This is a genomic window from Pseudaminobacter soli (ex Zhang et al. 2022) (genome assembly GCF_014595955.1).
In the GTDB taxonomy this organism is placed as follows: domain Bacteria; phylum Pseudomonadota; class Alphaproteobacteria; order Rhizobiales; family Rhizobiaceae; genus Kumtagia; species Kumtagia pseudosoli.
This window is the reverse complement of record NZ_JABVCF010000019.1, coordinates 54,453-76,767: the sequence shown is the minus strand read 5'-3', so window position 1 is coordinate 76,767 and position 22,315 is coordinate 54,453. Positions and strand designations below refer to the sequence as shown.

Annotated in this window: 23 protein-coding genes and 2 pseudogenes; 4 read left to right on the top strand and 21 right to left on the bottom strand. The window is 61.8% G+C overall.

What is annotated here, in order from left to right; translation table 11 throughout:
* The 10 genes from HUI96_RS26330 to HUI96_RS26285 form a co-directional block, all read right to left on the bottom strand.
* A partial coding sequence (locus HUI96_RS26330; RefSeq protein ID WP_188257672.1) for an alcohol dehydrogenase catalytic domain-containing protein occupies positions 1–479 on the bottom strand: 479 nt, incomplete at its 3' end.
* 41 nt (positions 480–520) lie between these two features.
* Positions 521–814: a hypothetical protein gene (locus tag HUI96_RS26325; protein WP_188257671.1), complete on the bottom strand. Its 294-nt coding sequence runs from the start codon at positions 812–814 to the stop codon at positions 521–523.
* A gap of 54 nt (positions 815–868) precedes the next feature.
* Positions 869–1,942: a BMP family ABC transporter substrate-binding protein gene (locus HUI96_RS26320; protein ID WP_188257670.1), complete on the bottom strand. Its 1,074-nt coding sequence runs from the start codon at positions 1,940–1,942 to the stop codon at positions 869–871.
* Positions 1,943–1,977: 35 nt separating this feature from the next.
* The gene (locus HUI96_RS26315) at positions 1,978–2,898 is read right to left on the bottom strand and encodes an ABC transporter permease (protein WP_188257669.1); all 921 of its coding nucleotides are present in this window, start codon (positions 2,896–2,898) and stop codon (positions 1,978–1,980) included.
* Complete coding sequence (locus HUI96_RS26310) at positions 2,898–3,980, bottom strand: ABC transporter permease (RefSeq protein WP_237684387.1); 1,083 nt, start codon at positions 3,978–3,980, stop codon at positions 2,898–2,900. The genes HUI96_RS26315 and HUI96_RS26310 overlap by 1 nt, the downstream gene beginning before the upstream one ends.
* A gap of 5 nt (positions 3,981–3,985) precedes the next feature.
* Positions 3,986–5,566 carry an ABC transporter ATP-binding protein gene (locus HUI96_RS26305; protein WP_337918647.1) on the bottom strand — a complete coding sequence of 527 codons (1,581 nt, stop codon included), beginning with the start codon at positions 5,564–5,566 and terminating at the stop codon, positions 3,986–3,988.
* Positions 5,567–5,635: 69 nt separating this feature from the next.
* On the bottom strand, positions 5,636–6,604 hold the full coding sequence (locus tag HUI96_RS26300) for a PDR/VanB family oxidoreductase (RefSeq protein ID WP_188257668.1): 969 nt from the start codon (positions 6,602–6,604) through the stop codon (positions 5,636–5,638).
* The gene (locus HUI96_RS26295; RefSeq protein ID WP_188257667.1) at positions 6,604–7,233 is read right to left on the bottom strand and encodes a glutathione S-transferase family protein; all 630 of its coding nucleotides are present in this window, start codon (positions 7,231–7,233) and stop codon (positions 6,604–6,606) included. The genes HUI96_RS26300 and HUI96_RS26295 overlap by 1 nt, the downstream gene beginning before the upstream one ends.
* 4 nt (positions 7,234–7,237) lie before the next feature.
* Positions 7,238–8,113: an aromatic ring-hydroxylating oxygenase subunit alpha gene (locus HUI96_RS26290; protein ID WP_188257666.1), complete on the bottom strand. Its 876-nt coding sequence runs from the start codon at positions 8,111–8,113 to the stop codon at positions 7,238–7,240.
* Positions 8,114–8,126: 13 nt separating this feature from the next.
* Positions 8,127–8,798, bottom strand: coding sequence for a Rieske 2Fe-2S domain-containing protein (locus HUI96_RS26285; RefSeq protein ID WP_188257665.1), 672 nt, complete (start codon positions 8,796–8,798; stop codon positions 8,127–8,129).
* A gap of 108 nt (positions 8,799–8,906) precedes the next feature.
* Between HUI96_RS26285 and HUI96_RS26280 the strand changes: the two genes are divergently transcribed.
* Complete coding sequence (locus tag HUI96_RS26280; protein WP_188257664.1) at positions 8,907–9,851, top strand: LysR family transcriptional regulator; 945 nt, start codon at positions 8,907–8,909, stop codon at positions 9,849–9,851.
* A 387-nt stretch (positions 9,852–10,238) separates the two neighbouring features.
* Here HUI96_RS26280 and HUI96_RS26275 read toward each other — a convergent pair whose 3' ends face one another.
* The 9 genes and pseudogenes from HUI96_RS26275 to HUI96_RS26235 form a co-directional block, all read right to left on the bottom strand.
* Complete coding sequence (locus tag HUI96_RS26275) at positions 10,239–10,781, bottom strand: DsbA family protein (RefSeq protein WP_188257663.1); 543 nt, start codon at positions 10,779–10,781, stop codon at positions 10,239–10,241.
* Positions 10,747–11,259: a redoxin domain-containing protein gene (locus tag HUI96_RS26270; protein WP_188257662.1), complete on the bottom strand. Its 513-nt coding sequence runs from the start codon at positions 11,257–11,259 to the stop codon at positions 10,747–10,749. The genes HUI96_RS26275 and HUI96_RS26270 overlap by 35 nt, the downstream gene beginning before the upstream one ends.
* Positions 11,260–11,276: 17 nt before the next feature.
* The gene (locus HUI96_RS26265) at positions 11,277–11,888 is read right to left on the bottom strand and encodes an HdeD family acid-resistance protein (protein ID WP_188257661.1); all 612 of its coding nucleotides are present in this window, start codon (positions 11,886–11,888) and stop codon (positions 11,277–11,279) included.
* Positions 11,889–12,211: 323 nt separating this feature from the next.
* Positions 12,212–12,310 (bottom strand): annotated as a pseudogene (locus HUI96_RS30360) (Hsp70 family protein); the annotation flags it as partial.
* Between the two features lie 392 nt (positions 12,311–12,702).
* Positions 12,703–13,041 (bottom strand): DUF5335 domain-containing protein, encoded by a 339-nt coding sequence (locus tag HUI96_RS26255; RefSeq protein WP_188257660.1) that lies wholly within the window; start codon positions 13,039–13,041, stop codon positions 12,703–12,705.
* A 167-nt stretch (positions 13,042–13,208) separates the two neighbouring features.
* Complete coding sequence (locus HUI96_RS26250) at positions 13,209–13,763, bottom strand: BON domain-containing protein (RefSeq protein WP_337918645.1); 555 nt, start codon at positions 13,761–13,763, stop codon at positions 13,209–13,211.
* Positions 13,764–13,867: 104 nt separating this feature from the next.
* Positions 13,868–14,278 (bottom strand): PRC-barrel domain-containing protein, encoded by a 411-nt coding sequence (locus HUI96_RS26245; protein WP_188257659.1) that lies wholly within the window; start codon positions 14,276–14,278, stop codon positions 13,868–13,870.
* Positions 14,279–14,639: 361 nt separating this feature from the next.
* Positions 14,640–15,758 (bottom strand): hypothetical protein, encoded by a 1,119-nt coding sequence (locus HUI96_RS29675; RefSeq protein ID WP_188257658.1) that lies wholly within the window; start codon positions 15,756–15,758, stop codon positions 14,640–14,642.
* 269 nt (positions 15,759–16,027) lie between these two features.
* Positions 16,028–16,318 carry a co-chaperone GroES gene (locus HUI96_RS26235; RefSeq protein WP_188257657.1) on the bottom strand — a complete coding sequence of 97 codons (291 nt, stop codon included), beginning with the start codon at positions 16,316–16,318 and terminating at the stop codon, positions 16,028–16,030.
* 299 nt (positions 16,319–16,617) lie between these two features.
* On the opposite strand from HUI96_RS26235, the gene HUI96_RS26230 reads away from it, so the two are divergent.
* Positions 16,618–17,061, top strand: a complete 444-nt coding sequence (locus HUI96_RS26230; RefSeq protein ID WP_188257656.1) for an SRPBCC family protein — start codon at positions 16,618–16,620, stop codon at positions 17,059–17,061.
* A 27-nt stretch (positions 17,062–17,088) separates the two neighbouring features.
* Here HUI96_RS26230 and HUI96_RS26225 read toward each other — a convergent pair whose 3' ends face one another.
* Positions 17,089–17,730, bottom strand: coding sequence for a BON domain-containing protein (locus HUI96_RS26225; protein WP_188257655.1), 642 nt, complete (start codon positions 17,728–17,730; stop codon positions 17,089–17,091).
* A gap of 448 nt (positions 17,731–18,178) precedes the next feature.
* Entirely contained in the window at positions 18,179–18,886 is a 708-nt protein-coding gene (locus tag HUI96_RS26220; RefSeq protein ID WP_188257654.1) for a Crp/Fnr family transcriptional regulator, read from the bottom strand.
* 523 nt (positions 18,887–19,409) lie between these two features.
* Here HUI96_RS26220 and HUI96_RS26215 point away from each other — a divergent pair.
* Together HUI96_RS26215 and HUI96_RS26210 are read left to right on the top strand one after the other, a co-directional pair.
* A complete protein-coding gene (locus HUI96_RS26215) occupies positions 19,410–21,560 on the top strand; it encodes a PAS domain S-box protein (protein ID WP_210320332.1) in 2,151 nt (716 codons plus the stop codon).
* A gap of 136 nt (positions 21,561–21,696) precedes the next feature.
* A pseudogene (locus HUI96_RS26210) lies at positions 21,697–21,999 on the top strand (formaldehyde dehydrogenase, glutathione-independent); the annotation flags it as partial.
* Positions 22,000–22,315: the final 316 nt, after the last annotated feature.

Here is a 22,315-nt window from a genome sequence, read left to right as displayed (position 1 = left end):
GGCGCGTCCGGATTGACCTTGGCGAGCGCGATCTCCGGCAGCACCGTGTGGTTGGAGAAGGTCGAGCAGCCCATGTAATGGAAGATCTTCTCGCCTCCGACGGAGAAGCGCGAGGTGCCGTCGGGCATCACGCCCTGACCCTGAGTGGCGCGGATGGCGGTGCACAGATTGGTCTTGCGCGACAGGCAGGACGGGCAGGACCGGCATTCGGGCGTATAGAGCGGGATGACGTGGTCACCCTTCTTCAGGCTGGTAACGCCAGGGCCGACATCGACGACGACGCCAGCGCCCTCATGGCCCAAAATGGCGGGAAAGATGCCTTCCGGGTCGGCACCCGACAGCGTGAATTCGTCGGTGTGGCAGATGCCGGTCGCCTTGACCTCGACCAGGACCTCGCCCTCGCGCGGCCCTTCGAGGTCCACCTCCATGATCTCGAGCGGCTTTCCGGCGGCAACAGCGACGGCGGCACGGGTTTTCATGTGTATTTTTTCTCCAAGCAAGGATCGTTGCAAGCATCGCCCTAAGCGCGGACGTTCGAACCGGTGCTCGTCTCTGTCCGGCTCCAGAAATCCACTCTGCAGGCGATCGGTCCCAGGCTGCAGGTGATTTCGAATGCGTCAATCAGCGCCTCCGGTCCCTCCAGCGAAGCAACGACGGTGTCGCACCGCTGCTCGATCACCCCCCGCAGAGCGAGGCGACTCGCACGCTCCCTGGCGAACTCCACAAACGGCTGACCCAATGCCCCGACAAAGCAGATCGCGACCGCCTGCTCCTGCGCGCCGCCTTGTCCGAGACTGCCAGTTGAATATTCCATTTCGCACAACCGGTTCGGCGCGGCCGAAGCAATCTCCGGCCGCGCCTGTCGAGCCTATTTGGGAAGCGTGCCGTCGAGCCCTTCGACCAGCCAGTTCATGGCGAAGATTTCGGGATCGGGCAGATTGGCGCCCTCCTCTACGCGGACCGTCCCTTGCTGATCACGCAGAGGGCCGGCGAAGACATGCGTCTTGCCGCTCATCAGATCGGCTTCGGCCTGCTTGATCTGCGCCATCTGCTCTTCGGTGAGCGCCTTGTTCCAGGCCACGACCTTGACCGTCCCATCGGCGAGCCCGCCGCGGAAGTCCGTGCCATTGAAGGAGCCGTTCAGCATGTCCTCGACATTCTTGACGAAATAGCCTGACCAGTCATCGGTGACGGAAGCCAGAACGGCATCAGGCCCATGGGCGCTCATGTCCGAATTGGTGTTGACCACATATACGCCCTGCGCCTGGGCGACGTTCACCACCGAAGGCGTGTCCTGATGCAGCGAGAAAAGAACATCGGCCCCCTGAGAGATCAGTGCCCTGGCCGCTTCCTGCTCCTTCGGCGGATCGAACCAGGTATTCAGCCAGACAATCTTGATCTTGAGGTCTGGATTGACCTTCCGCGCCGCGAGAGCAATCGCGTTCACCTCCGCGACCACCTCGGGGATGGCGAAGGCGCCGACAATGCCGATCGTGTTGGTCTTGGTCACCATCGCGGCGGCCAAGCCACCGAGGTAGAAGCCCTCATAGTTGCGCGCCGTGAAGGTCCCGAAATTGGCCGACTGCTTGAACCCGCTCGCGTGCAGGAAGGCGACGTCCGGCTTCTGCCTGGCAAGCCTCAGTCCGTCGTTCATATAGCCGAACGAGCCGAGAACCACGAATTTGGCCCCGTCCGTAACCAGCTGATTCATGACGCGCGCGGCATCCGGTCCCTCGGGAATGTTCTCGACCGCCCGCGTTTTGACCTTGTCTCCGAGTTTCTTTTCCACCGCCTCGCGGCCGAGATCCAGCTGTTTGGCCCAGCCGACATCCGCAACCGGAGCGGGGTAGATGAAGCCGATCGTGACCGGCTCGGCCTGCGCCACCCCGACAGACAGCGCCGCGCAGGCGGCAAGCGCCCACTTAAGTATCTTGTTTCGCAAGAGATTCCTCCTCCTGAAATTTCAGTTCCATGATCTTATTGGGCTCCGTTGTAGACGCGCCCGAGTGAGACGGGAGCGTTGAGACGGATCCGTTTTCCATCCATCGACAAGAGAGCGATCGCTATGATCGTGGCGATGTAGGGAATGCTGGTCAGAAGCTGCGACGGCGCAGCGATGCCGGCGCTCTGCACCAGCAGCTCGGCGATTGTCGCTGCGCCGAAAAGATAGGCGCCGATGACCACCCGCTCGACGCGCCACATCGCGAACACCACCAGTGCGACGACGATCCAGCCACGGCCGGCGATCATTCCGTCCGACCACAGGGTCGTTGACGCCACTGAGATGAAGGCTCCGGCAATTCCGGCGAACAGACCGCCGGTGACAACGGCGAGAAAGCGGATGCCCACCACATCGTAGCCGACCGCATGGGCCGATTCCGGCGACTCGCCGACCGCGCGGATGACGAGCCCGACCTTCGAGTGCTTGAACATCCACCACAGCGCGGCGGCCAGAAGCGGCGCCAGATAGACGAGCAGCGGCTGGTTGAAGAGTCCGGGCCCGATGATCGGAATGTCCGAAAGCAGCGGCAACGGAACCCGCGCCATCGGAGGTACCGTCATGCTCTCGTAAGGCTTGCCTATCAGGCCGGCGAGGCCGACTCCGAGGATGCCTACTGCGATGCCGGTCGCAACCTGGTTGCCGAGGGTAACAAGCACGACGAAGGCAAAGATCGCGGCCAGCCCGGCCGAAGCCAGACCTCCAGCCAGGATCGCCAGCCAGTGACTTCCGGATTCGGCAACGACGATGAAGCCGATGGCTGCCCCGAGCGCCATCATCCCTTCGACGCTGAGATTGAGCACGCCCGATTTCTCGGCGATCAGTTCACCCAGCGCCGCGATCAACAGCGGCGTCGCCGCGAGGACCGTGCCGGAGAGAAGAAAAGCCAGCCAGTCCATCAGCTTACCGCCATCGTGCTGATCGCGCGCCTAGGCCGGACCCGATAGTCCACGAACAGGCGTGCGGCGATATATGTGATCAAGAGGATTCCCTGCAGGACCGAATTCACCGCGTAGGGAACACCGGCCGAAGCCTGGGCTATATCGCCACCCACATAGATCACCGCCATGAAGAAGGCGGCGAACAGAATGCCTATGGCGTTCAGCCCACCGAGGAAGGCGACGATGATTGCCGCAAAGCCATAGCCCGGCGAAACCACGCGCTGAAGCTGTCCGAGGGGGCCGGCCACCTCGAAGACACCGGCCATTCCGGCTGCGGCTCCGCCGATCAGCAGGCTGAGCCACACCGCGCGCTTTTCGCTGAAACCGGCATAGCGCGCGGCGTGGGGCGCCACGCCGCCCACCTGCAGCTTGTAGCCGACCATGCTGCGCTCGACGAAGAACCAGGCCACGAGCGAGAGGCCGATCGCCACGAAAAGCCCTGCATTCACCCTCGCGCCGCCGAACAGCGTCGGCAGCATGGCGACGTCTGGAAACAAGGCCGACTGCGGGAAATTGAAGCCGAACGGATCGCGCAGCGGTCCAGCCACCAGATAGTAGAGCAGCTGCAACGCGATGCTGTTCAGCATCAGCGTCACCAATATCTCATTGGCATTGAACCGCGTCCGCAGCGCCGCGGCTATGGCAGCCCACGCCATTCCGCAACACGTGCCGACCACGATCATCGCCGGAAGCATCAGGACATTCTGGCTGTCGTTGAACCAGATCGGCAGCAGGCTGCCGCCGATGGCGCCGAGAATGAGCTGCCCCTCCGCCCCGATGTTCCAGATCTTGGCGCGAAAACCGATGGCCAGGCCCTGCGCGATCAGCAGCAGCGGCGTTGCCTTTAGGAGCACTTCACTCACGTTGAACGCAGTCGAGAGCGGCGCAATGAAGAGCTGATAGAGCGCCTTGCCGGGCTCAACGCCGAGAAACGACATCAGCACAAGTCCGCTGACCACGGTAACGATCACCGCCGCCAAAGGAGCGATGATCGGCACGAGACGGGAATTGCTCGTTCGCGCGTCTATGATCCAGGGCATTCGCATCACGCAGCTACCGCCTCTGAATCAATCCGCTGCTGAAGGAAGCCGCCGGTCATGTATTCGCCGACCAGCGAGGAATTGGCGTCTGCCCTGTCGACCGAGGGAGAAAGGCGCCCGCGGAAAAGCACCTGCAGCCTGTCTGCGACCTCGAAAAGCTCTTCGAGTTCATCACTGATGACAAGGATTGCCACGCCGCTGTCGCGCAGCCTGATCAGCTCCTGTCTGATGGCGGCAGCCGCACCGATATCCACCCCCCAGGTCGGCTGCGACGCAATCAGAATCTTCGGCTGAAGCCTGATTTCCCTGCCAACGATGAATTTCTGCAGGTTGCCGCCGGACAGGCTGCGCGCCTCCGCCGCCGCACCCGAGCAGCGGACATTCATGGCAGAGATGCAGTGTTCGGTGAATGCGCGGGCATCGCGGCGAGCTATCAGACCTTTCTGGACCATTCCCAGCGGATGGGCAGTCAGCAACGCGTTCTGGACCAGGGTCATTTCCGGCACAGCGCCGCGTCCGTTACGCTCTTCCGGAACGAAGGAGAGGCCGAGCTTTCGCCGCTGTCCTGGGCCGAGATCGCCACAGGACTCGCCGTTGATCCTCACCCGATCGCGCTCGGCCCTCGAAAGCGATGTCTCGCCCGAAAGGATTGCAGCCAATTCCTTTTGTCCGTTACCGGAAACGCCAGCAATGCCCACGATCTCGCCGGGATGGAGCACCAGGTCGATCCCCTCGAGCCGGGTACCGAACGGATCCTCCGGTTCATGCGTCAGCGCACGGATTTCCAGAGCTGGACGTTTACCGGGTTTAGCGGGCGTGCGGCTTGGCTGAGGAATCTCGCGGCCGATCATGAGTTCGGCCAGGCTGCGGTTCGTCTGGGTCGCCACATCGACGGCTGCAACCACCTTGCCGGCCCGCATGATCGTGGCGCGATGGCAAAGCGCCCGGATCTCTTCCAGCTTGTGGCTGATAAACAGGACAGCACAGCCATCCTCGGCGAGCTTTCGGATGGTATCGAACAGAGGCGGGATGCCGCTCGGCGGCAATACCGAGGTCGGCTCGTCCATGATTATCAGCTTCGGCTGCTGCAGCAGACAGCGAATGATCTCGGCGCGCTGCCGCTGACCGACGGAGAGCGAATGGACCATCGCCGAGGGATCGACCGGTAGTCCGAAGCGATTTCCGATTTCAGCGATGCGTGGGCTGAGTTTTGCCGCCGACTGCGACGTCGAAAGCGAAATATTCTCAGCGACCGTCAGGGTCTCGAACAGCGAAAAATGCTGGAAGACCATGCCGATGCCAAGGCTGCGCGCCTGTGCGGGATTGCGCATCAAGACATCTTCGCCTTGCCAGCGGATGCGGCCTGAATCCGGCGCAAGAACGCCATAGATCATCTTCATCAAGGTGCTCTTGCCGGCACCGTTCTCGCCGAGGATGGCGTGGATCTCTCCCGGAGCGATGCTTAGCGAAATGTCGTCATTTGCCACCGTGGTCGCAAAAGACTTCGTCACACCGGCAAGTTCGAGCAGCGGCGGCGCGCAACTGGCACCTGCGCCAGACTTAGATCCGATTAGCTCGGTCTTCACTCAGTTTCCTCCCATCCGCGGTAAGCGCAGCCTTCTCCCCACCGGTTGCGCGCCGTCAAGAATGCCCGTTCACATATCGAGCACCAGAAGCTTCGACTTCGAGCGTGAAACGCAAGGGGTCATCAAGCGGCCCGCTTCACGTTCGTCGTCGGTGAGATAAAGGTCGTTGTGTTCCGGCTCACCCTCGATGACGGGCGTAAGGCAGGTACCGCAGACGCCCTGCTCGCAGCTCGTCTTGATCTCGATGCCGGCTTCGCGCAACACGTCGATGATTGCCTTGTCCGAAGGGACGACCAACTCGATCCCGCGCTTGGCAAGTCGGACCACGAACTCATCCGCACCCGGGAGCAACCGGGGAGGCTCGGCCGAGAAATGCTCAAGAATCACGGATTCGCCCGGCCAGCCCGCAGTGGCCGCGCAATTGCGCACCACGTCCATGAAAGGATTGGGGCCGCACAGATAGATCAGGTCGCCCTGCCTCGGCGCTCGCAGGATTTCCTCCAGCACATCATTCAGCAACGGCGGGACGAGCCCGAAATGGTAGGCGACACGACTGGACCAGGAGCTCTCGGTGATGAGGTCGCGAAACGCCAACTCGCTGTTGGAGCGGGCGAAATAATGGAGCTCGAATTCTGCGTCTCTCGCGGCCAGCGCCTGTGCCATGCTGAGGAGCGGCGTGACGCCGATGCCTCCAGCAAGCAGGACGCTACGGCCCGGATTGGCGCGAAGCGCAAAGTTGTTCTTCGGCCGGCTGATCCTGACGACCGAACCTTCCTGCAGATTGCTGTGCATGGCGCTTGAGCCGCCGCGGCCGTTCTGCTCGCGCTTGACGCCGAGCAGGTATCGACTGCGGTCGGCCGGGTCGTTGACTAGCGAATATTGCCGGCTGAATCCCGGGATCGGATAGACGTCGATATGCGCGCCGGCCTCGAATTCCGGCAGCGGTCCGGCTGAGGTCGGCTCCAGGACGAAGCTCCGGATCTCGGAGGTTTCCGAGCATACCCGGCGGACCCTCACTTCCAGTTCGCCATCGGACATCAGACGTACTCCGGGACGCCAGACATGGCGTGGAAGCGCGGCAGGCGACGGAAATTGCGCATCCAGTTGCGAAGCGCGGGATAGTCCTCATGGCCGATGCCGCCGTCACCGGAGAGCGCGACATAGGGGAAGCAGGCGATGTCGGCGATGGTCGGATGGTCGCCGACGATCCACTTGGCGCCCTCAATCTCTCGCAGTGTCATATGATCGTCGAGGATGCGAAACGCGGCATGCGCGCTTGCACGGGCGGCATTGATGTCGAGCTTATAGCCGAGCGCGTCATGGAGGCGGGCCGCCGAGGCGGACATCAGTTCGCCGCCCGCAAACATCACCCACATCATCACCGCTCCGAAGTGCCGCTCGTCGCGCGGCAGCCAGCGGCCCGAACCATCGTACTTATTGGCCAGATGACAGAGAATCGCCTGCGCATCGCGCAGTTGCAGGCCATCATCCTCCAGCGCAGGAATCTGCCCGAGTGGGTTGATCTGCAGAAAGTCCAGCGATTTGTGCTGGCGCCCCGGATAAAAATCGATTTGCTGCTTTTCGTAGTGAAGGTCCAGGAAATGGAGAAGCAACCGCACCTTGTAGCAGCTTCCCGAGAGCGAATAGTCGTAGAGCTTGATGGTCATCGCTTCAGGCTGCCTGCTTTTCATAGATGCCGAATTTGATGTTCATCGCCTTCAGCCAGCGGCGGTAGGCGATGGAGCTTGCATCGGCGCGCGTCGGCAGCTCATAGGTCGGATCGAGCGGCAGCAGCGCCGGCCGCTGGTTTTCGAGGATCACTCGGTCCTGGAGAAAAATGCTCTGCTGGAAATCAATGAGGTCGGCCGTCGAACTGTTTTCGTCAACGATCGCCATCGGCATATAGGCCAGGCACTCCGTCTCACCCTTCGGCTGGATGAAGACGCAGATCGCGTCGTTACGGGTCGGATCGCAGTGGACGTTCTTGTAGAGCATGACGCTGAACGGCGACATTACGCGGTAGACATATTGGGTCATCTGGCCGGTCGCCGAAGCCTTGGAAGCCGCCGGCTGGTAGAAGGTGCAGTCGATCGCCCAGATCTCGTCGACATCCTTGCGGTGCTCAGTCTTGTAGGCGAGCACCTCGGTGCGGTCCGGGGCACCGAGAATATCCGTGTGGATGAAGGAGAAATGAGCCATGTCGAGGAAATTCTCGACGAGGCGATAGGGGCTGGTGTTGACGCCGACACTGCCGCATCCGGTCACGCGCCGATCCGGCTCGTCGAACTCGGCAATCTCCGGTAGCGGTCGCTTCGCTTCGCCAAGCGTCGTGAAGATGCAGCAATAGCGCGTCTGTACCGGCAGTTGCCGACCGCTCGATCCATCTTCCGGCAGCGTCTCGACGCGATAGCAGTCGTCATCCGAGCGCGTGATACTAATCTTCTGGCCGAATATGACCGTGTCCATCTGGCCGCCGAGAGGAACCTGTCCAAGCCATCCGCAGGGGACCCACTCGTTCAACGCGACCGAATCCGTCGTCACAGCCATTGCTCTTCTCCCATTACGCCCGCTCGATGGTTGCGCGCAGCCGTTCCAGCCGTCTGGCGAGATCCGCGCGCCTGCCGGCTACCCCCTGGCCCTTGGCGACCGCGTGCAGCGCGGTCTTGCCGTCGCTGACCGGCTGCACGGCAAACAGGATCTCCAGGCCCGACCTGACGCGTACAAGCGCCGCACTGCCGCCGTTCATCCGCACCTCGGAGACATCGCCGAAATCGAATGAATGCAGCGCCTCCCTCACGACGCTCGCGGGCCGATCGACATAGATGCTGCGAACGGGCTCCCAACCTTCGTCAGCGCCGAAATCGGGCAGCGCCGCCGAGCCTGCACCCGATAGGTTGGTCCACACGATTCCGTATCGGCTCTCTGCCGGATAGGAGTTCGCGCAGATCGTCTTTGGCGGCGCCAGGTCCGGATGCGCCGGGATTTCCACGCACTGTCCATCTGTGCGGTAGGCCCAGCCATGGTAGATACACCGCAGAGTGTCGCCGCGCACGAAACCGAAGCTCAGGCGCATGCCGCGATGCGGGCAGCGATCCTCCCATACCCTCACCGGGCCATCTTCGCCGCGCCAAAGCGCAAGCGCCTGACCATCGAGAATCACCGGGTTGCTCGAAGCCGCCTGGACTTGCCGATCAAGGCCCACGCCCGTCCAGCGATCCTGTTCCAACGACACCACAGACCCTCCCCTGACCGATGCGGCGGACCTTACGGATCATTGACCCGAGGGCACAGACGGTTATTTTGAAACGAGCGTTCGAGATCTTTGAACAGGAGAAAGTCAGTGCAACTTGACGACGTGCTGGTGTTTCTCCAGATCGCTTCCAGCGGCTCGCTCACTGCCGCCTCCCGGGGCGCTGCCAAGCCGAAGGCGACCATCAGCCATCAGCTGAAACGCCTCGAAGACGAGATCGGCACGCCGCTCTTCGTCCGCTCGGCCAACCGCCTCGTGCTCAACGATGCTGGCCTGGACTTTCTCGAACACGCCAAGAACATTCGTCGCGCCTGCGAACGCGGGCTCGACGCGGCGCGGCGAAGCCGCAACGTAACCATCGGCACCATCCGTGTCGGCTCGGGAGGCGAATTCACATCCAATCTGATTGCGCCGCTGGTGCTTCATTTCGCCCGGCACCACCCGCAACTCAGGCTTGAAGTCATGGTGCTGCGCGGAGATGCGCTGCTCGGCTCCCGCGACAGCCTGGACTGCATTCTCTATCTAGGTGAGCCGCCAATGCCGCAGGTGTCGGAACTCACCGCCCGGCTCCTCGGAAGGTTTTCGTTCGGACTCTATGCGAGCAAGGGCTATCTCGAAAAACACGGCACGCCGTCCTCGCCCAATGAGCTCCGATCCCATGACCTGATCGGCTTCCACAATGGCGAGAACCTTACCCTTTGGGAGCTACAGCACGACGGAAAGGAATTCGCCGTTCAGCCGAATGCGCGCTTTCTCACCAACGATTACTGGGTGGCTAAGCTGGCGGCCATTCATGACCACGGCATCTGCTTCATGCCGCATTTCTTCGCAGGCCCGGAGGTGGAAGCCGGGATATTGAATGCCGTTCTTCCGGAATGGAAATCCCTGGACATCCCGATGTATGCCCTATTCTCCAGTCACCGTCTTGGAAGTCCTAACCTTCGCCTCCTGATCAGCTCTCTTTCTGACAATTTCGAAGACATTTTTTCATACCTGTACACTGCCGTTCGCAGCGATTCTCTCACAAAGCCTTGAGCCGGCTCATATCGTGTATGAGGCCGAGGACCAGGAAATTCGCCCACTCATCGTGACAGCGGGAAACCTAGCTGCAAGTCCGGGGCAGTGGCAAAATCGAACGCTGTAGCAGCGGTCTGAGACGCAGATGGGCCGATCTCCGCATTGAGGCGAACTCGCGGCAATTTGCCCGAGCGTGTCTGCTTTTGGTGCAAGGATGAGATTGATGGAATGACAGACATCGGGCGCCAAACTGCCATTCAGCTAGGCAGCCCCAGGGCCTCGTTTCATTCGCGTGGCAAGGGTGCCCCCGCGAATCCTGCTGCCGGGCAGCATGCCCACCCCCAGTTCAGGTTTCGCGCAAGGACTGCAGCGGGCGCGTCGATGGCCGGCAATTTGCTGGCTGTCTCAATGAGCCGGGGCAACAGTCTGCAATGCGTCGTCGACGGCTGCGGACATCTCCGGGAGGTTGAAGCCCCCATCGTGCCGCTGCCCATTGATGAAGAAGGTCGGGGTGCCGTTCACGCCACTCCGCACGCCGCCCATGAAGTCCGACTGGATCTTGTCGGCGTGTCGCGAGTGCTCGATGGAGTCGCGCAAACCCAGCTGAGACAGGCCGAGCGTTCCGGCGAGCGCGAACAGCAATTGGGGGCTAAGCCGATGATTATTCGCGAAGATGGCATCGTGCATCTCCCAGAAGCGGCCGTTTTCCCCGGCATATTCTGCCGTCTCCGCCGCAATGACGGCAAAGGGGTGCACCTCGACCAGCGGGAAGTGCCGATAGACTAGACGCAGCACCGAGCTGTAGCGCCCCTCCAGCATTCTGACGACCGGATGAGCCGCCGCGCAGTAGGGGCATTGATAATCCCCGTATTCCACCAGTGTGACGGCCGCATTCGCGGGGCCGCGAATGTGGTCATGCGGCCCTACCGGCACTCTGAGCTTCGACATGGTTCTTCTCCAGATCAGGCATCTGTTCGAGGGCGTCGAGTATCCCGTCCGCCCCTGGGTTGACGGCAACCGGCGACAGATAGCTCCAGGCGATTATTCCGTTCTCGTCGACGATGAAGAGCGCCCGAGCGCTCTCGCCACTGTCCTCCCGGTAGGCGCCGTAGGCACGGGAGACTTCGCCCTTCGGATGGAAGTCCGATAGCAACGGAAAGCGCAGGTTGCGATCGCGGGCAAAGGCCTGATGGCACCATACGCCATCCACCGATATGCCCAGCAGTGCGGCCCCTTTCTTCCGGAACTCGCCCAGAAGGTGGTTGTAGAGCGTCATCTGGTCCCCGCAGACAGGACTCCAGTCGGCAGGATAAAAGGCCAGGATGGCCCGTTGTCCGGCAAGCTCCGATAACGAAAGCGACTGGTCGGGCGTAACACGGAGCGTGAAGTCGGGCGCCTTGGTTCCGGAGGCAAGGATCGTTGACATGTCTTCCTCCATCCAGTTCAGGCCGGAGTGGCCGCGGCAAAGTCATGCGGCACATGAGTTCGCTGGGACCGCAGCCTGTAGGCGAGGACGAGCAGGCTGATCCCGAGCACGATCGACATGGCGCCTATCCAGAAGGTCAGCACCAGTGCGCCGGCGAGTGGCGAGAGAACGAGCAGAATGCCCAGCGCGACGCTGGCAATCCCGCCGACCACCAGCCAAGCCCGGCCGTGAGCGACCTTGAGCCGAAAGGCGGAAATCAGCATGGCCACGCCCGTTACCAGGGACCACGCCGCCACCAGCAGTACGAAGGCGAGCACTGTGAGACCCGGCCAGACGAAGGCCACTATGCCGGCGAGAATGCCGAAGAGTCCGTTTAGAAGCAGCCAGACCCAGCTGTTGCCCCTTCGGGCGCCGCGTATGGCCATGATAATCGTCAAGATGCCGTCGACAAAGCTGAATGCGCCAAATACCAGCGCCAGCGAAAGCATTGTCACGACAGGCATGGTCAGCGCCGCTATACCGAAAAGGATGGCGATAACCCCTCTAAGGGCGGCCGCCCACCAATTGTTGGCAAGCATGTCGTTCATCGAGTCGGTTCTTGCCCGTTCGGTTGGTGATACGGTGCTCATTGTTGGCTCTCCGCTTGGATCGGAATTGAACTGCCGGCTTTCCACCATGGTAAGGTCGACGACTTTGCTGACGCCATGAGCGCGCGCCACGCGATCTCTTGAGCTGTTGCGCTCGGCAAAGGCTTCGACCTGGATGCACGCTATTCGCCCCCGTCCGAGGCAGCCCTGATGACCGTCAGTTTCGCCGTGATTCGCGCTTGCCGCTTCCGGCGTAGAGGATGGCTCCTGGCGATCCGCTTCTCTTCCCGGAGCGCGGGTTCACTGTCCCCCCGAGGAAGCAAGGGAGCGATGGTGATCCGGTTCACCCTGCCCTCTTTCATGCCGCCCTCGGCATTCTCAATGACCTTGGCTTGAGTTCCCTCCAAGACGGCAACGCATGAATTGGTCGTCCCAAGATCGATGCCGATCACCCTGCCTGCCATGATAGCCTCCGTGCTGTAGCCATGGTCGCGCGCTCTTTGCCAAAGTTTCGCCTATCCGACGCGCATCGGCCCTGACGGTCGTGCACCCCTATCTAGGCATGTCGGTCTATCTTCTGCTCCTTTTCTACTTTGCTCTTCCCGGCCCGGTCTTCATCCGCTGGATGACGAGGCACCAGACACGCAAATCGGCGCTGGCCTCGCAGAAACGGCCCCGACTGTAAGCGGGAAAGTTATCCCCAGCCTTTGCACGGAAACCGTCGAAACTGTCGGGAAATGAGGCGGCATTGGCCGCATCCCGGACACGACTCTGCGGCAATCCGGGGCGACCGGCGTACAGCGCCGAGGGGCTGGCACTCCCACCGGCGGGGATCCGGCCTGGTGAAAGGCTGCCCTCAATGGGGCGCGGGCAGCATCAATGGATCGCGGAACTTGATGATCTCGCGAGTCTGGTCGGCTGAGACCACCTCGATCATCAGCAACCCGGCCGGCCCGACATCGACATAGATGTCCTTCGGCTTCGGGATCATGTGGTCCACGTCCTGGAGCGCCATCTCGACGAGGTCGTTCTTGGGGTCGTAGGCGATGCCAAGGAGCGGCAGCCATTCCGCTTCCACTTGGTCCCCGAGATCAAGGGAGAGAACCTCAATCTCCGCCTGTTTGCCCTCCAGCGTGCGCGAAAGAGTCGCGAAGAAGCCAGACCATTCGGACTTCGGAAGCGTGCTTGCACTCATCGGAAATCTCCATTGCCGAATGACGAAGAGTAGCTCCTTCGTCTCTCGGCCGGCCCTCAGGGTCGTCAGCAAATCGCGTCCTTCGCCCTGGCGGTTCTCCATGAGCGGCTGCACCCCTCCGGGGGTAGTCGTGAAGAGCCGCGCGGGCCAGCGGCGCTACCGATAATTCACGGGCTCACCACGATCCGGTCCTCGACCTTGATCACGCCGGGGGCCGACCAGGCTACGCGCTCAGCTTCTTCGCGCTCGATCCAGGATCTGACAGTCCCCTTGAGCACCACCTCGTTGCCATGCGTCTCGACCGTAATGCGATTGGCGTCCACTTCTGCGTTTCGCTTGAATGCTTCCATGATCTTCTGCTTGATTTCGGACGGTTCGGCCGAAGGCTTCACCACAATGGAATTGGTGACCCCTTTCACGCCCTTGATGGGTCGTACGGCGGTTTCGGCGGTGGTGCGCCGGTAGTTCCAGTCGACCTCGCCTTCCAAGGTCACCCACCCGTTCTTCACAGTCACCTTGATCTTATCCCAGGTGAGCGGAAGAGCTAGCTGGAGGGCCGCTACGGCGTCGCGGGCGATATCGGGGTCAGGGCGCTCATCGATGTTCGGCAACCTGACCTCAAGGTCGTTCGCGACCGCCACCACCCCGGCCACCCGCTTTGCGGCCTGTTCGGCCTCGTACTTGTCGGAATAGCTCTTGACAAACCCTGCGAGGGTTACCACGCCGTCGTGGCGGCGATGTCCTTCGCGTCGAGATTGGGATCCCACCTGAGCTCTTCTTTCACATCCCGTTCGATGTCAGCGTCTGTCTTCATGACTGTTCTCCGCTAAGAACTGTAGTGGAATTCGGTCAGCGCGGTAAGAGTGTCGCGTGAGGCTCCCGGTAGCTCGATCTTCTTGCCATCGTCGCTGATCTTCAGGGAGTCGTAGGGCACGGCGATCAGATGTCCTCCGAGTCCCAGGAACCCGCCGACCTCGAGGACGGCAAAAATCTGCTTCTTGTTGTCGATGACAAGGTCGTCAAGACTGCCGATGCTTTCCCTCTTTTCGTTCGTCACCTTTGAGCCGAGCATCTTGCTGACCCTGAAGCCGTTCGCGACCGCGGCGACATCGACCTTCACGATCTCAACGGCCTGCGACATTGCTGGAATCGGAGATAGCAGGGTCGCACCGACTACGAATGCCGCGCCAAGCCCTAATCCGGGCACGATGCAGTCTCGGCGAGTGAACGTGACCATGGTTCTTCTCCTCGACTTGGGCAGCAAAGACCTACCCGCTCGCCTATCACTCTCGCTCCGAATGAGGCTACCACCACTGACAGCCGTCAGCCTTTTGGCGATTTCGGACGAGCATTTTCAGGTTGGAAGCGACTCCTGAATTGAGGACATGAGATCTTCATGTGCGTGGGGCCTTGGACGCAATTGATGAAGAAGGTTGGACGCCACTCCTGCCACCCCGAAGAAGTCGGATTGCGCGGCAAGCCCCTCGGACCAGCCCTGGCGTGCGGGAGGACTGGGTCCACCGCCACCACGACCGTACGAAGCGTTCGCAGGAATGAAGCGCGCCGGCGCCGCTGCCCTTGGGGCGCTTCGTGAGGTCTCAGAAAGCGTAACGTAGGGTCGCCGCCAAGGCGGCGCCCGGCGGCAGAACCTCCTGCGTCACGCACAGGACCCGGGCGTCCGTGCTGAGAGCACGCCGAGCCACCTCATCGAGAACCGAGTAGGTTTGAGCATTGTCGGAGGCACCATAGGACACGCTGCCGTCGATATCGCTGACCAGGCCGGGGATGACTTGGTCGAGGTCGACGACCAGCCGGTCGACAGCTCCAGCTGTCGCAGCATGGGCCGCATGGGAGACGTCGCTGGTGGCCCGATAAGGCTTCAACTCATCGTAGAGGGCGACGATGCCTTTCGCTTCTTTCCGGTAGAGGCGGTCGAGGATCGGCAGCGCAGCGTCGCCGAGTTGCGCGTCGTTGCGGTGGTCCGGGCTGCCCTCGATGACCTCCTCGACGAGATGAGGGTAGGTGCTCACCTTGCGGAAGATGGTGGCCATGGGCTCCGTCGCGGCCAGCACCATCGCCGTCGAGCGACCCGCGAGCGCCTCCCGAACGGCATGGTCCACCTTCCGCGCATACTGTTCTTCCAGAACCTTCTCGCCCTCGAGGTTCTGAAGCCGGCCGCGCGGGGCCCGCACATGGAGCGAAGGCCGGTGGAGGGTGTCAGCGGGGTCTTCAGCCAGGTGGGGAACAGGGACCCGCGCCGGCGACATGTTCACGACGACGTCGAGAAGTCGGGTGCCGTCTTCCGAAATCGCCAGAACGAAGATCTCCAGCGGGGATGTGACCGTCCGGATCAGAGGCGACATGTGGTACCGGTCGGCGACCTCCACGAGGAGCTTCGGTGTGATCGGCAGGCGGTAGGTGTGCAAGGACTGCGTCTCCGGCCGAGCGAGCACTCCAAGGCCGTGCGCCTGCGATTTCAAGAACTTTTCGATGGATTCGAGTGGGTTCCCGTCTTTAAGCCGGTACTTGTTGTCGTCCAGGCTCTCCTGGACTCGGCCGGACAGCCCTGCGACCTGTCGTTCGAAGCATTCGATCTCGCGTTTCGACACGCCGGCTTCGCGCAACTGCGAGACGGCGGCCTTGGCCAGATCCTCGAATGCGATCCGGTTGGCCTCGGGATGCTGGGGCGAGGTCGGCAGATAGAACGACACGTGCACGCCCCCCGCTCCGTCGCGAGCGCCTTGAACTCCTGCAACCCCGGGATGTCGACGTGCATCATCTCGCAATGACCCGGCGGCTCGAACCCGTCCGGGTTCGTACTTCGCTACCTGAGCAGGCTTTTGCCGGGTTCGCCGTGACGGGCGTCAGTTCCCGCGCGATGGACCGGCACAAGGCTGGCGGAGAGGCTGGGGAGCCGCGGTCGCAGCGTGCGCGTGATCCGGGGCGCCGGCACCAGATGGCATTCAGTGATGGCATTTTGCCCATCTTACGCAACCAGAATGCCGATGATGTCCGACTCCTTCATGATGAGGACCTCCTCCCCATCAAGGACAACCTCGCTGCCCGACCATTTGCCGAAGATGACGCGGTCACCCACCTTGACGCCAAGTTCCCGAAGGTCCCCCTTTTCGTTCCGAATGCCAGGCCCAACGGCAAGAACTTCGGCTTCCTGAGGCTTTTCCTTCGCGGTGTCGGGAATGATGATGCCCGCCTTTGTTGTTTCCTCGACGTCAATGCGTCGAAGGACGACCCGTTCGTGCAATGGAAGCAATCTCATGACGGGCCTCCGTATGGCAGTTTCGTGCCGGGTCGCTTAGGCGCTGCGGTCCGCACCGCTGCGCACGGCAGTTCGGCTTCGTTCGTGCGCAGGGTAATTGGCTAACTGTGCAGGACACTGACGGGCATCAGCAATCACCGGCACCGGCTGACGGGCAACGGCGCGAACCGGAACTGAAGTGCCCCTTAACTGATGATCGTCAGGGACGCGGCGAAAATGTCCCTAGTCATATTCCAGGCCACGAGGATGGCCGAGATGCCCTTCGGGGCACCGCTAATCTAGTTCTCCTGGAGAAAATAATGCAGATCGATGCGAGCAAGACGCTGGCTGCCTCACCCGCGACGGTGTTCAGCCTGGTCTCGAATGCGGTGGAGTGGCCTCTCGTCCTGCGAACAGTACAGAGCGTAGAACTGTTGACAGAGGGCGACCTGGGCGTGGGGTCACGCCTGCGCGAGCGTCGGCTGCTACTTGGGACCGACACCGTCCTCGAGTCGGAGGTGATCGAATTCACCCGCCCGCATCGCTTCCGGCTGTTTGTCGAGTACTCCGATCGCTACTTCGACCGGGATTTCATCATCGACGCACTGGACAGCGGATCGCGACTAACGCTGGCGATCCGCCCGGGTTCAAGGGCCTCGACGGGCCGTGCGCTGCTCGACATGCTCTCGCCGTTTCTGCAGGTCCGACTGAGCGACGAGCTCGATATGGACATTGCGGATTTTGCAGCAGCCCTGCGGGCCTGACCCGAGTAGCCTGTGTCTTCGACCGGGTCAGGGAACGATGGTGATCCGGTTTTCAACCTTGGTGACGCCGGGCGCCCGCCATGCGGCCCGCTCGGCTTCCTGTCGTTCCGCCCAGGAGCGCACCGTGCCGCTCAAGACCACCTCGCCGCCGTTGGCGGTAACAGTGACGCGGTTCGCATCAACTTCCGCCATCCGCTTCAGCGCGTCCTCGATCTCCGATGGAGCAACGCTCGGCTTCAGCACCACCAGATTCGAGATGCCCTTGACGCCCGTGAGCTTGCGCACGGCCGCTTCGGCGCGATTTCGCTGATATTCCCACTCAGCGTTGCCTTCGAGCGTGACCCAGCCGTTCTTCACAACTACCTTGATATTCTCGAAGGAGTAGGGAAGTTCGTTCTTGATCGCCTCGACGGCAGCACGGGCTATCTCCGGGTCGGGTTTCTCTTTTTCGGAGGGCAGCCGAACCTCGATGTCGTTGGCCACGCCAAGTACGCCCTTGACGCGTTTTGTAGCCTTCTCAGCCTCATATTTTTGATAGTAGCTGCGGACAAAGCCACTCAGCGTGACGACGCCATCCTTTACTGCAACGCCGATATCGGAGGCGTCGATGTCAGGATCCCATCTGAGTTCGCTTTCCACATCTTGCTTGATGTCGCCGTCCGGTCTCATTCGCAATCCTCCGTGCCGGGCTATTTGGCTGTGCTGTTTGCTGCAGACGATTACAGCTTGGCATAGTCCCGGAAGACTAAGTCACTCGCGGTTGCGAGCCATGACGGCTGTCAGTTCCTGCGTGCCTGACGCATCATTCCGAAACGAAAAGGCCCGCCGCCTGACAGGCGGGAGGCAACATAGGCGGGCTGTATGGTGGTGAGGGAGGGATCAACCCGCCAGGACGGGGCAAACTGGATCCCCGACCTACCCATGCGCCAGCGGTTCAAACGTCTGCCGGCGCCGAAACTCTTCTCGGAACCGGCCCGGCAGCTTCCCGCTGCGAAAGACGAAGAGAGGACATTCCAGTCCGCCCAGGCATCGTCGTGACCTGGCCCGTTTTCATCTCGAGCGCGGATGGCCTTGTCCTAGGTCGAGTTCCTGCGCCACTCTGACTTACCCCTGCTCCCTAACGGGTGCTGCAAGCCATCGAGAGCTGCTGCAGTCCTGACTTATTGCGCAGGTACACGATATGTCCATCGGTGCAAATGTACCCGCGAGCGCGCAGCGACGTGAATGCACGGCTGACCGTCTCGCTCGAAAGTCCGAGATAATCTCCGATGTCATAGCGCGACATCTGAAGTTCTACACGCGTTCTAGCCGACATCCTTTCGGCCAGGTCGAGGAGAAAATACGACAGCTTCTCGATCGACGTGCCCCGCGCCAACAGGCGGAGCTGCTCGACCCTTTCACTGTTCCTGACCAGCCAGGTGCAGAGTTGGCGAGCAAAGGTCCCGTCGTTGTGCAGCCAGGAGTCGAACTGACCCGGTTCGAACTTCATAAGATGCAGGTCCGATACGGCCTCGGCCGTCGCCATATAGGTGCTCGTGCAACTCATTCCGAAGATGTCGTTAGGCATGCAGAAGGACTGGATGATCCGGCGGCCTTGGCTCGTGTGTTTCACAGTGCGCGCAAGGCCGTGCGCAACCTGGAAAATTGCGCGGCAAGGCTCCCCTTCCCGGTAGATCGTGTTCCCTGCCGAGGTAAGGGAGATCTGCCGGGTAGAAGCTGTCCCGAAGCTGCCTCCTTCGGGCGGATGACGTTCACAGCGACCCGACGAGAAATCCGAGCTGCTTCTTGGCCTATTGGCCGCTAGATTGACAGCATGCTGGATCATGGCGTGTGTCCCGGTTGGGTCGGCAGCCCGGAGGCTTTGAGCACCAATCGGCACGCCGATACACCGTAGCTTCCCTAAGGAGTATCACGGTTTCCGCAGGCTTCCGCGCACGCCGCGCGCAGAGCGATCAGAGTACTCGACAAACAGCCGGAAGCGATGCGAGCGGCCATGTCGTGCTGCATAAGACGGGCTTCGGCCGCCGCGTGCTCGCCACCGGCGGCGGCGCAACCCGCGGCACGCTATTCCGGCATAGACACGCGGTCCATAAAATTTCGCGTGCTTGTGCCCTCCCGGCACGACGGTATCGAACGCGGTCAGCACGCAGAGACAATTGCCAAACCACCTCCATCATCTGGTGTTCAAATGCCAGAGTCTGTACCTCCGCTCCTCGCGCTCTACTTCAAGCACGAATATGGAGAGAACGGCCGCACTCCCCCCCAATCATGGTACCATGGGCGCGCGCGTGCGATCTCACGACTGGGCCGCTACGCCCCTCGGCCCGATGGAGACGTGGCCGCAGTCGTTGCGCACGGCCCTGGACATCATGCTCAACTCCGCCTTTCCTACCTTTATGGCCTGGGGGCGGGACCTCACGAGCTTTTACAACGATGCTTATGTTCCCATACTGGGCGACAAACCGGAGGCGCTTGGCCGGCCGTTTCCCGACGTATGGGCCGAGGCCTGGGACGTTATCGGCCCCATTGCAACACGGGCCATGCGGGGAGAGGCCAGCTACTTCGAGGACCTGCCGCTGACGCTCACGCGCAGAGGCCACCCCGAGCAGACCTGGTTCTCCTTTTCCTACAGCCCCATTCGCGACGAAATCGGGGAAGTCGGGGGAGTGCTGTGCACGGTCCACGAGACCACCGAGCGGGTTCGAGCCGAGGCGGCCCTTCGCGATAGCGAGAACAAGCTTGCTGCCATTCTGGAGCAACTGCCGGTCGGTGTGGGCCTTGCCGACCCGCAGGGAAACATCACCCTGAGCAATCAGCTCCTACAGCGATACGGCCTCGATAAGGTCCCCTCCAGAGATCCCAATCAAGCCGAGCGCTGGCGGGGCTACACTCCTGAGGGCCAACGTCTCAGCCCATCGGACTACCCAAGCGCAAGGGCATTGCGGGGTGAAACGGCTGTTCCAGGCAACGATTTCCTCATCACAGCTCCCGATGGCCATGAAATCTGGGTAAGGGTGAGCGCTGCACCGTTCCGCAACACCCCGCAGGAGGGCTTGAGCGCAGTCTTCGTGGTCCAGGACATCGACCGCGAGAAGCGCACAGAGCAGGCGTTGCGCGAAAGCGAGGCGCTGCTCCAGGCTGCCGTCGCCCTTGTCGGCCTATCACCCTACACCTGGAATCCGGTCACGGGGGCAGTGGACTGGGATGCCCGGCTCAAGGCCATGTGGGGGCTGCCCCCTGATGCTCATGTCGACGAGCAGGTGTTTCTGTCCGGCATTCATCCCGAGGATCGCCCACAGGTCGAAGCCGCGATAGCCCAGTGCATCGATCCTGTCGGTTCTGGTCTCTACGCCATTAAACACCGCGTGATCGGGATCGGAGATGGGGTCGAGCGCTGGGTTTCCACGCAAGGTCGGACCACTTTCGAGCACGGCCGTCCCGTGGCGTTCATCGGGGCCGCCCTGGACATAACCGAGCGCACGCGGGCCGAAGCAGCCCTGCGTGAGAGCGAGGCGCGCTTTCGGCAGTTCGCCGACAACTCCAGCAATACGCTTTGGATACTCAACTTTGAGACGATGTACCTCGAATATGTGAGCCCCGCCTTCGAGCCTGTTTGGGGCGAGTCGCGGGAGGCGGTCCTCATCGATCCCGACCGTTGGAGCGGCTTCGTCCATCCGGATGATCGGCAACGTGCACGGGGCGCGCTTGAACGAGTCAAACTCGGCGAAATCAGCACTGAGGAATTTCGCATCATCCGGCGGGATCAGGTCGTACGTTTGATCCGCAACACCTTCTTCCCCATTCGGAACGCGCAAGGCCAGATTCGCCGAGCCGGCGGCATCGCCCAGGACATCACCCGCAATGAGGGGCGTTTTGTGTATGTTGTCGATGGCGAAGAGACCTCCCGTCGGGATCTAGCCCACATACTCCGCGACGCCGGCTACAGGGCCAGAGTCTTTTCTTCCGGCGAAGCCTTTCTGGAGGCAGGCCCAGCTCTCGCGGCCGGGTGCGTCGTTCTCGACGTCTGCCGGTCTGGTTCCGGCGGCCTGACCGTTTTGAGGGAGCTCAAGGCCCGGTGCATCGGCCTGCCGGTCGTTGTTCTGGGGGACGCCAAAGGCGACGTGAGCTTCGCCGTGCAGGTGATGAAAGCCGGAGCCGTGGACTTCCTGCAGGTCCCCTATAGATCGGACCAGCTTCTAGCCGCACTTGCGTCTGCCGCGGCCAGCACCCTTAGGGCGAATGGGCAGAGCCAGGAGGCGGACCAGGCTCGGCTTCGGATCGCCGAGATGTCGGAACGGGAGCGCGAAGTTCTGACAGGCTTGTTGGCCGGCAAGACCAACAAGGAAATCGGACGGGTGATCGGCATCAGCCCTCGGACAGTCGAGGCACATCGGGCCCACGTCATGCAACGACTGGGTGTGCAGACCCTGTCACAAGCGGTGTTGATCGCGGCCTCCGCGGGATTCGTGTCGCCCGGCATCGTTGCAAACACGCCTTAGGGAACAGGCTGGCCCGAAGACCGGCATCGAGGCAGGCAGCGCTGCACAAAGGGAGCGGAATGTCTACTCCGCAGTCCTTCTAGGCCCCTCAGAGGTATAAGGACCACGTGACGATCGTCCCCGCAGATATCTGCCTCTGGCTGTGACGAGTTCAGACGCAGGGCTTGAGATGGACTGCGGCGCCTATGGCTTCAATCTCGTCATGATGGTGCCTTGGGCCGACTTCCACCTTCTGCCCTTCCCCGACAGGGACCAGGCGATGGAGAAGGTCAGGGACCTGACGCTCCTTTCAGATATCCTGCCGACCGGCTTTCACGGCTGCTTCACGGCGGGCGTCGGGCCGGGGTACACGGTCTATATCGCCGCTGCGGGTCCGGTCGGCCGCTGGGCTGCCGCTTCAGCTCAGTTGCTGGGGGCGGCAGTGATAATCGTCGGCGACTAGGCAGCCGAGGCCTATCAGAACTTCGATCAGGGCGCGCCGGTGAAGTACGTCTTCGATCCGCACGGCAGCATACCGAAAACTGCATAGCGGCAGCACGTTGTCTGTTAGCACCGCCATTGGATCCATCCGAGCAATGGGCCCGCTCAACAAACGGGCCCATTTTTCGGCTGCTTAGCGCAATTGTTACCGCGGCAGGACAGCGCTGCATGAAATGAAGCGGAATGTCCCTCAGGGATCATCCGCAGTCCTTCCAGGCATCGCAGAGGTTTTGGGACCACGCGACGATCATCTCCGCAGAGATCTGCCTTTAGCT

Excerpts from the sequence above, each read along its gene's own strand:
- HUI96_RS26315 (WP_188257669.1), bottom strand. The coding sequence starts at position 2,898 with ATGGACTGGCTGGCTTTTCTTCTCTCCGGCACGGTCCTCGCGGCGACG.
- HUI96_RS26295 (WP_188257667.1), bottom strand. The coding sequence starts at position 7,233 with ATGACCATCAAGCTCTACGACTATTCGCTCTCGGGAAGCTGCTACAAG.
- HUI96_RS26245 (WP_188257659.1), bottom strand. The coding sequence starts at position 14,278 with ATGGTCACGTTCACTCGCCGAGACTGCATCGTGCCCGGATTAGGGCTT.
- HUI96_RS26255 (WP_188257660.1), bottom strand. The coding sequence starts at position 13,041 with ATGAGTGCAAGCACGCTTCCGAAGTCCGAATGGTCTGGCTTCTTCGCG.
- HUI96_RS26225 (WP_188257655.1), bottom strand. The coding sequence starts at position 17,730 with ATGAGACCGGACGGCGACATCAAGCAAGATGTGGAAAGCGAACTCAGA.
- HUI96_RS26230 (WP_188257656.1), top strand. The coding sequence starts at position 16,618 with ATGCAGATCGATGCGAGCAAGACGCTGGCTGCCTCACCCGCGACGGTG.
- HUI96_RS26235 (WP_188257657.1), bottom strand. The coding sequence starts at position 16,318 with ATGAGATTGCTTCCATTGCACGAACGGGTCGTCCTTCGACGCATTGAC.
- HUI96_RS26290 (WP_188257666.1), bottom strand. The coding sequence starts at position 8,113 with ATGGCTGTGACGACGGATTCGGTCGCGTTGAACGAGTGGGTCCCCTGC.
- HUI96_RS26325 (WP_188257671.1), bottom strand. The coding sequence starts at position 814 with ATGGAATATTCAACTGGCAGTCTCGGACAAGGCGGCGCGCAGGAGCAG.
- HUI96_RS26310 (WP_237684387.1), bottom strand. The coding sequence starts at position 3,980 with ATGCCCTGGATCATAGACGCGCGAACGAGCAATTCCCGTCTCGTGCCG.
- HUI96_RS26275 (WP_188257663.1), bottom strand. The coding sequence starts at position 10,781 with ATGTCGAAGCTCAGAGTGCCGGTAGGGCCGCATGACCACATTCGCGGC.
- HUI96_RS26220 (WP_188257654.1), bottom strand. The coding sequence starts at position 18,886 with ATGATCCAGCATGCTGTCAATCTAGCGGCCAATAGGCCAAGAAGCAGC.
- HUI96_RS26270 (WP_188257662.1), bottom strand. The coding sequence starts at position 11,259 with ATGTCAACGATCCTTGCCTCCGGAACCAAGGCGCCCGACTTCACGCTC.
- HUI96_RS26300 (WP_188257668.1), bottom strand. The coding sequence starts at position 6,604 with ATGTCCGATGGCGAACTGGAAGTGAGGGTCCGCCGGGTATGCTCGGAA.
- HUI96_RS26265 (WP_188257661.1), bottom strand. The coding sequence starts at position 11,888 with ATGAGCACCGTATCACCAACCGAACGGGCAAGAACCGACTCGATGAAC.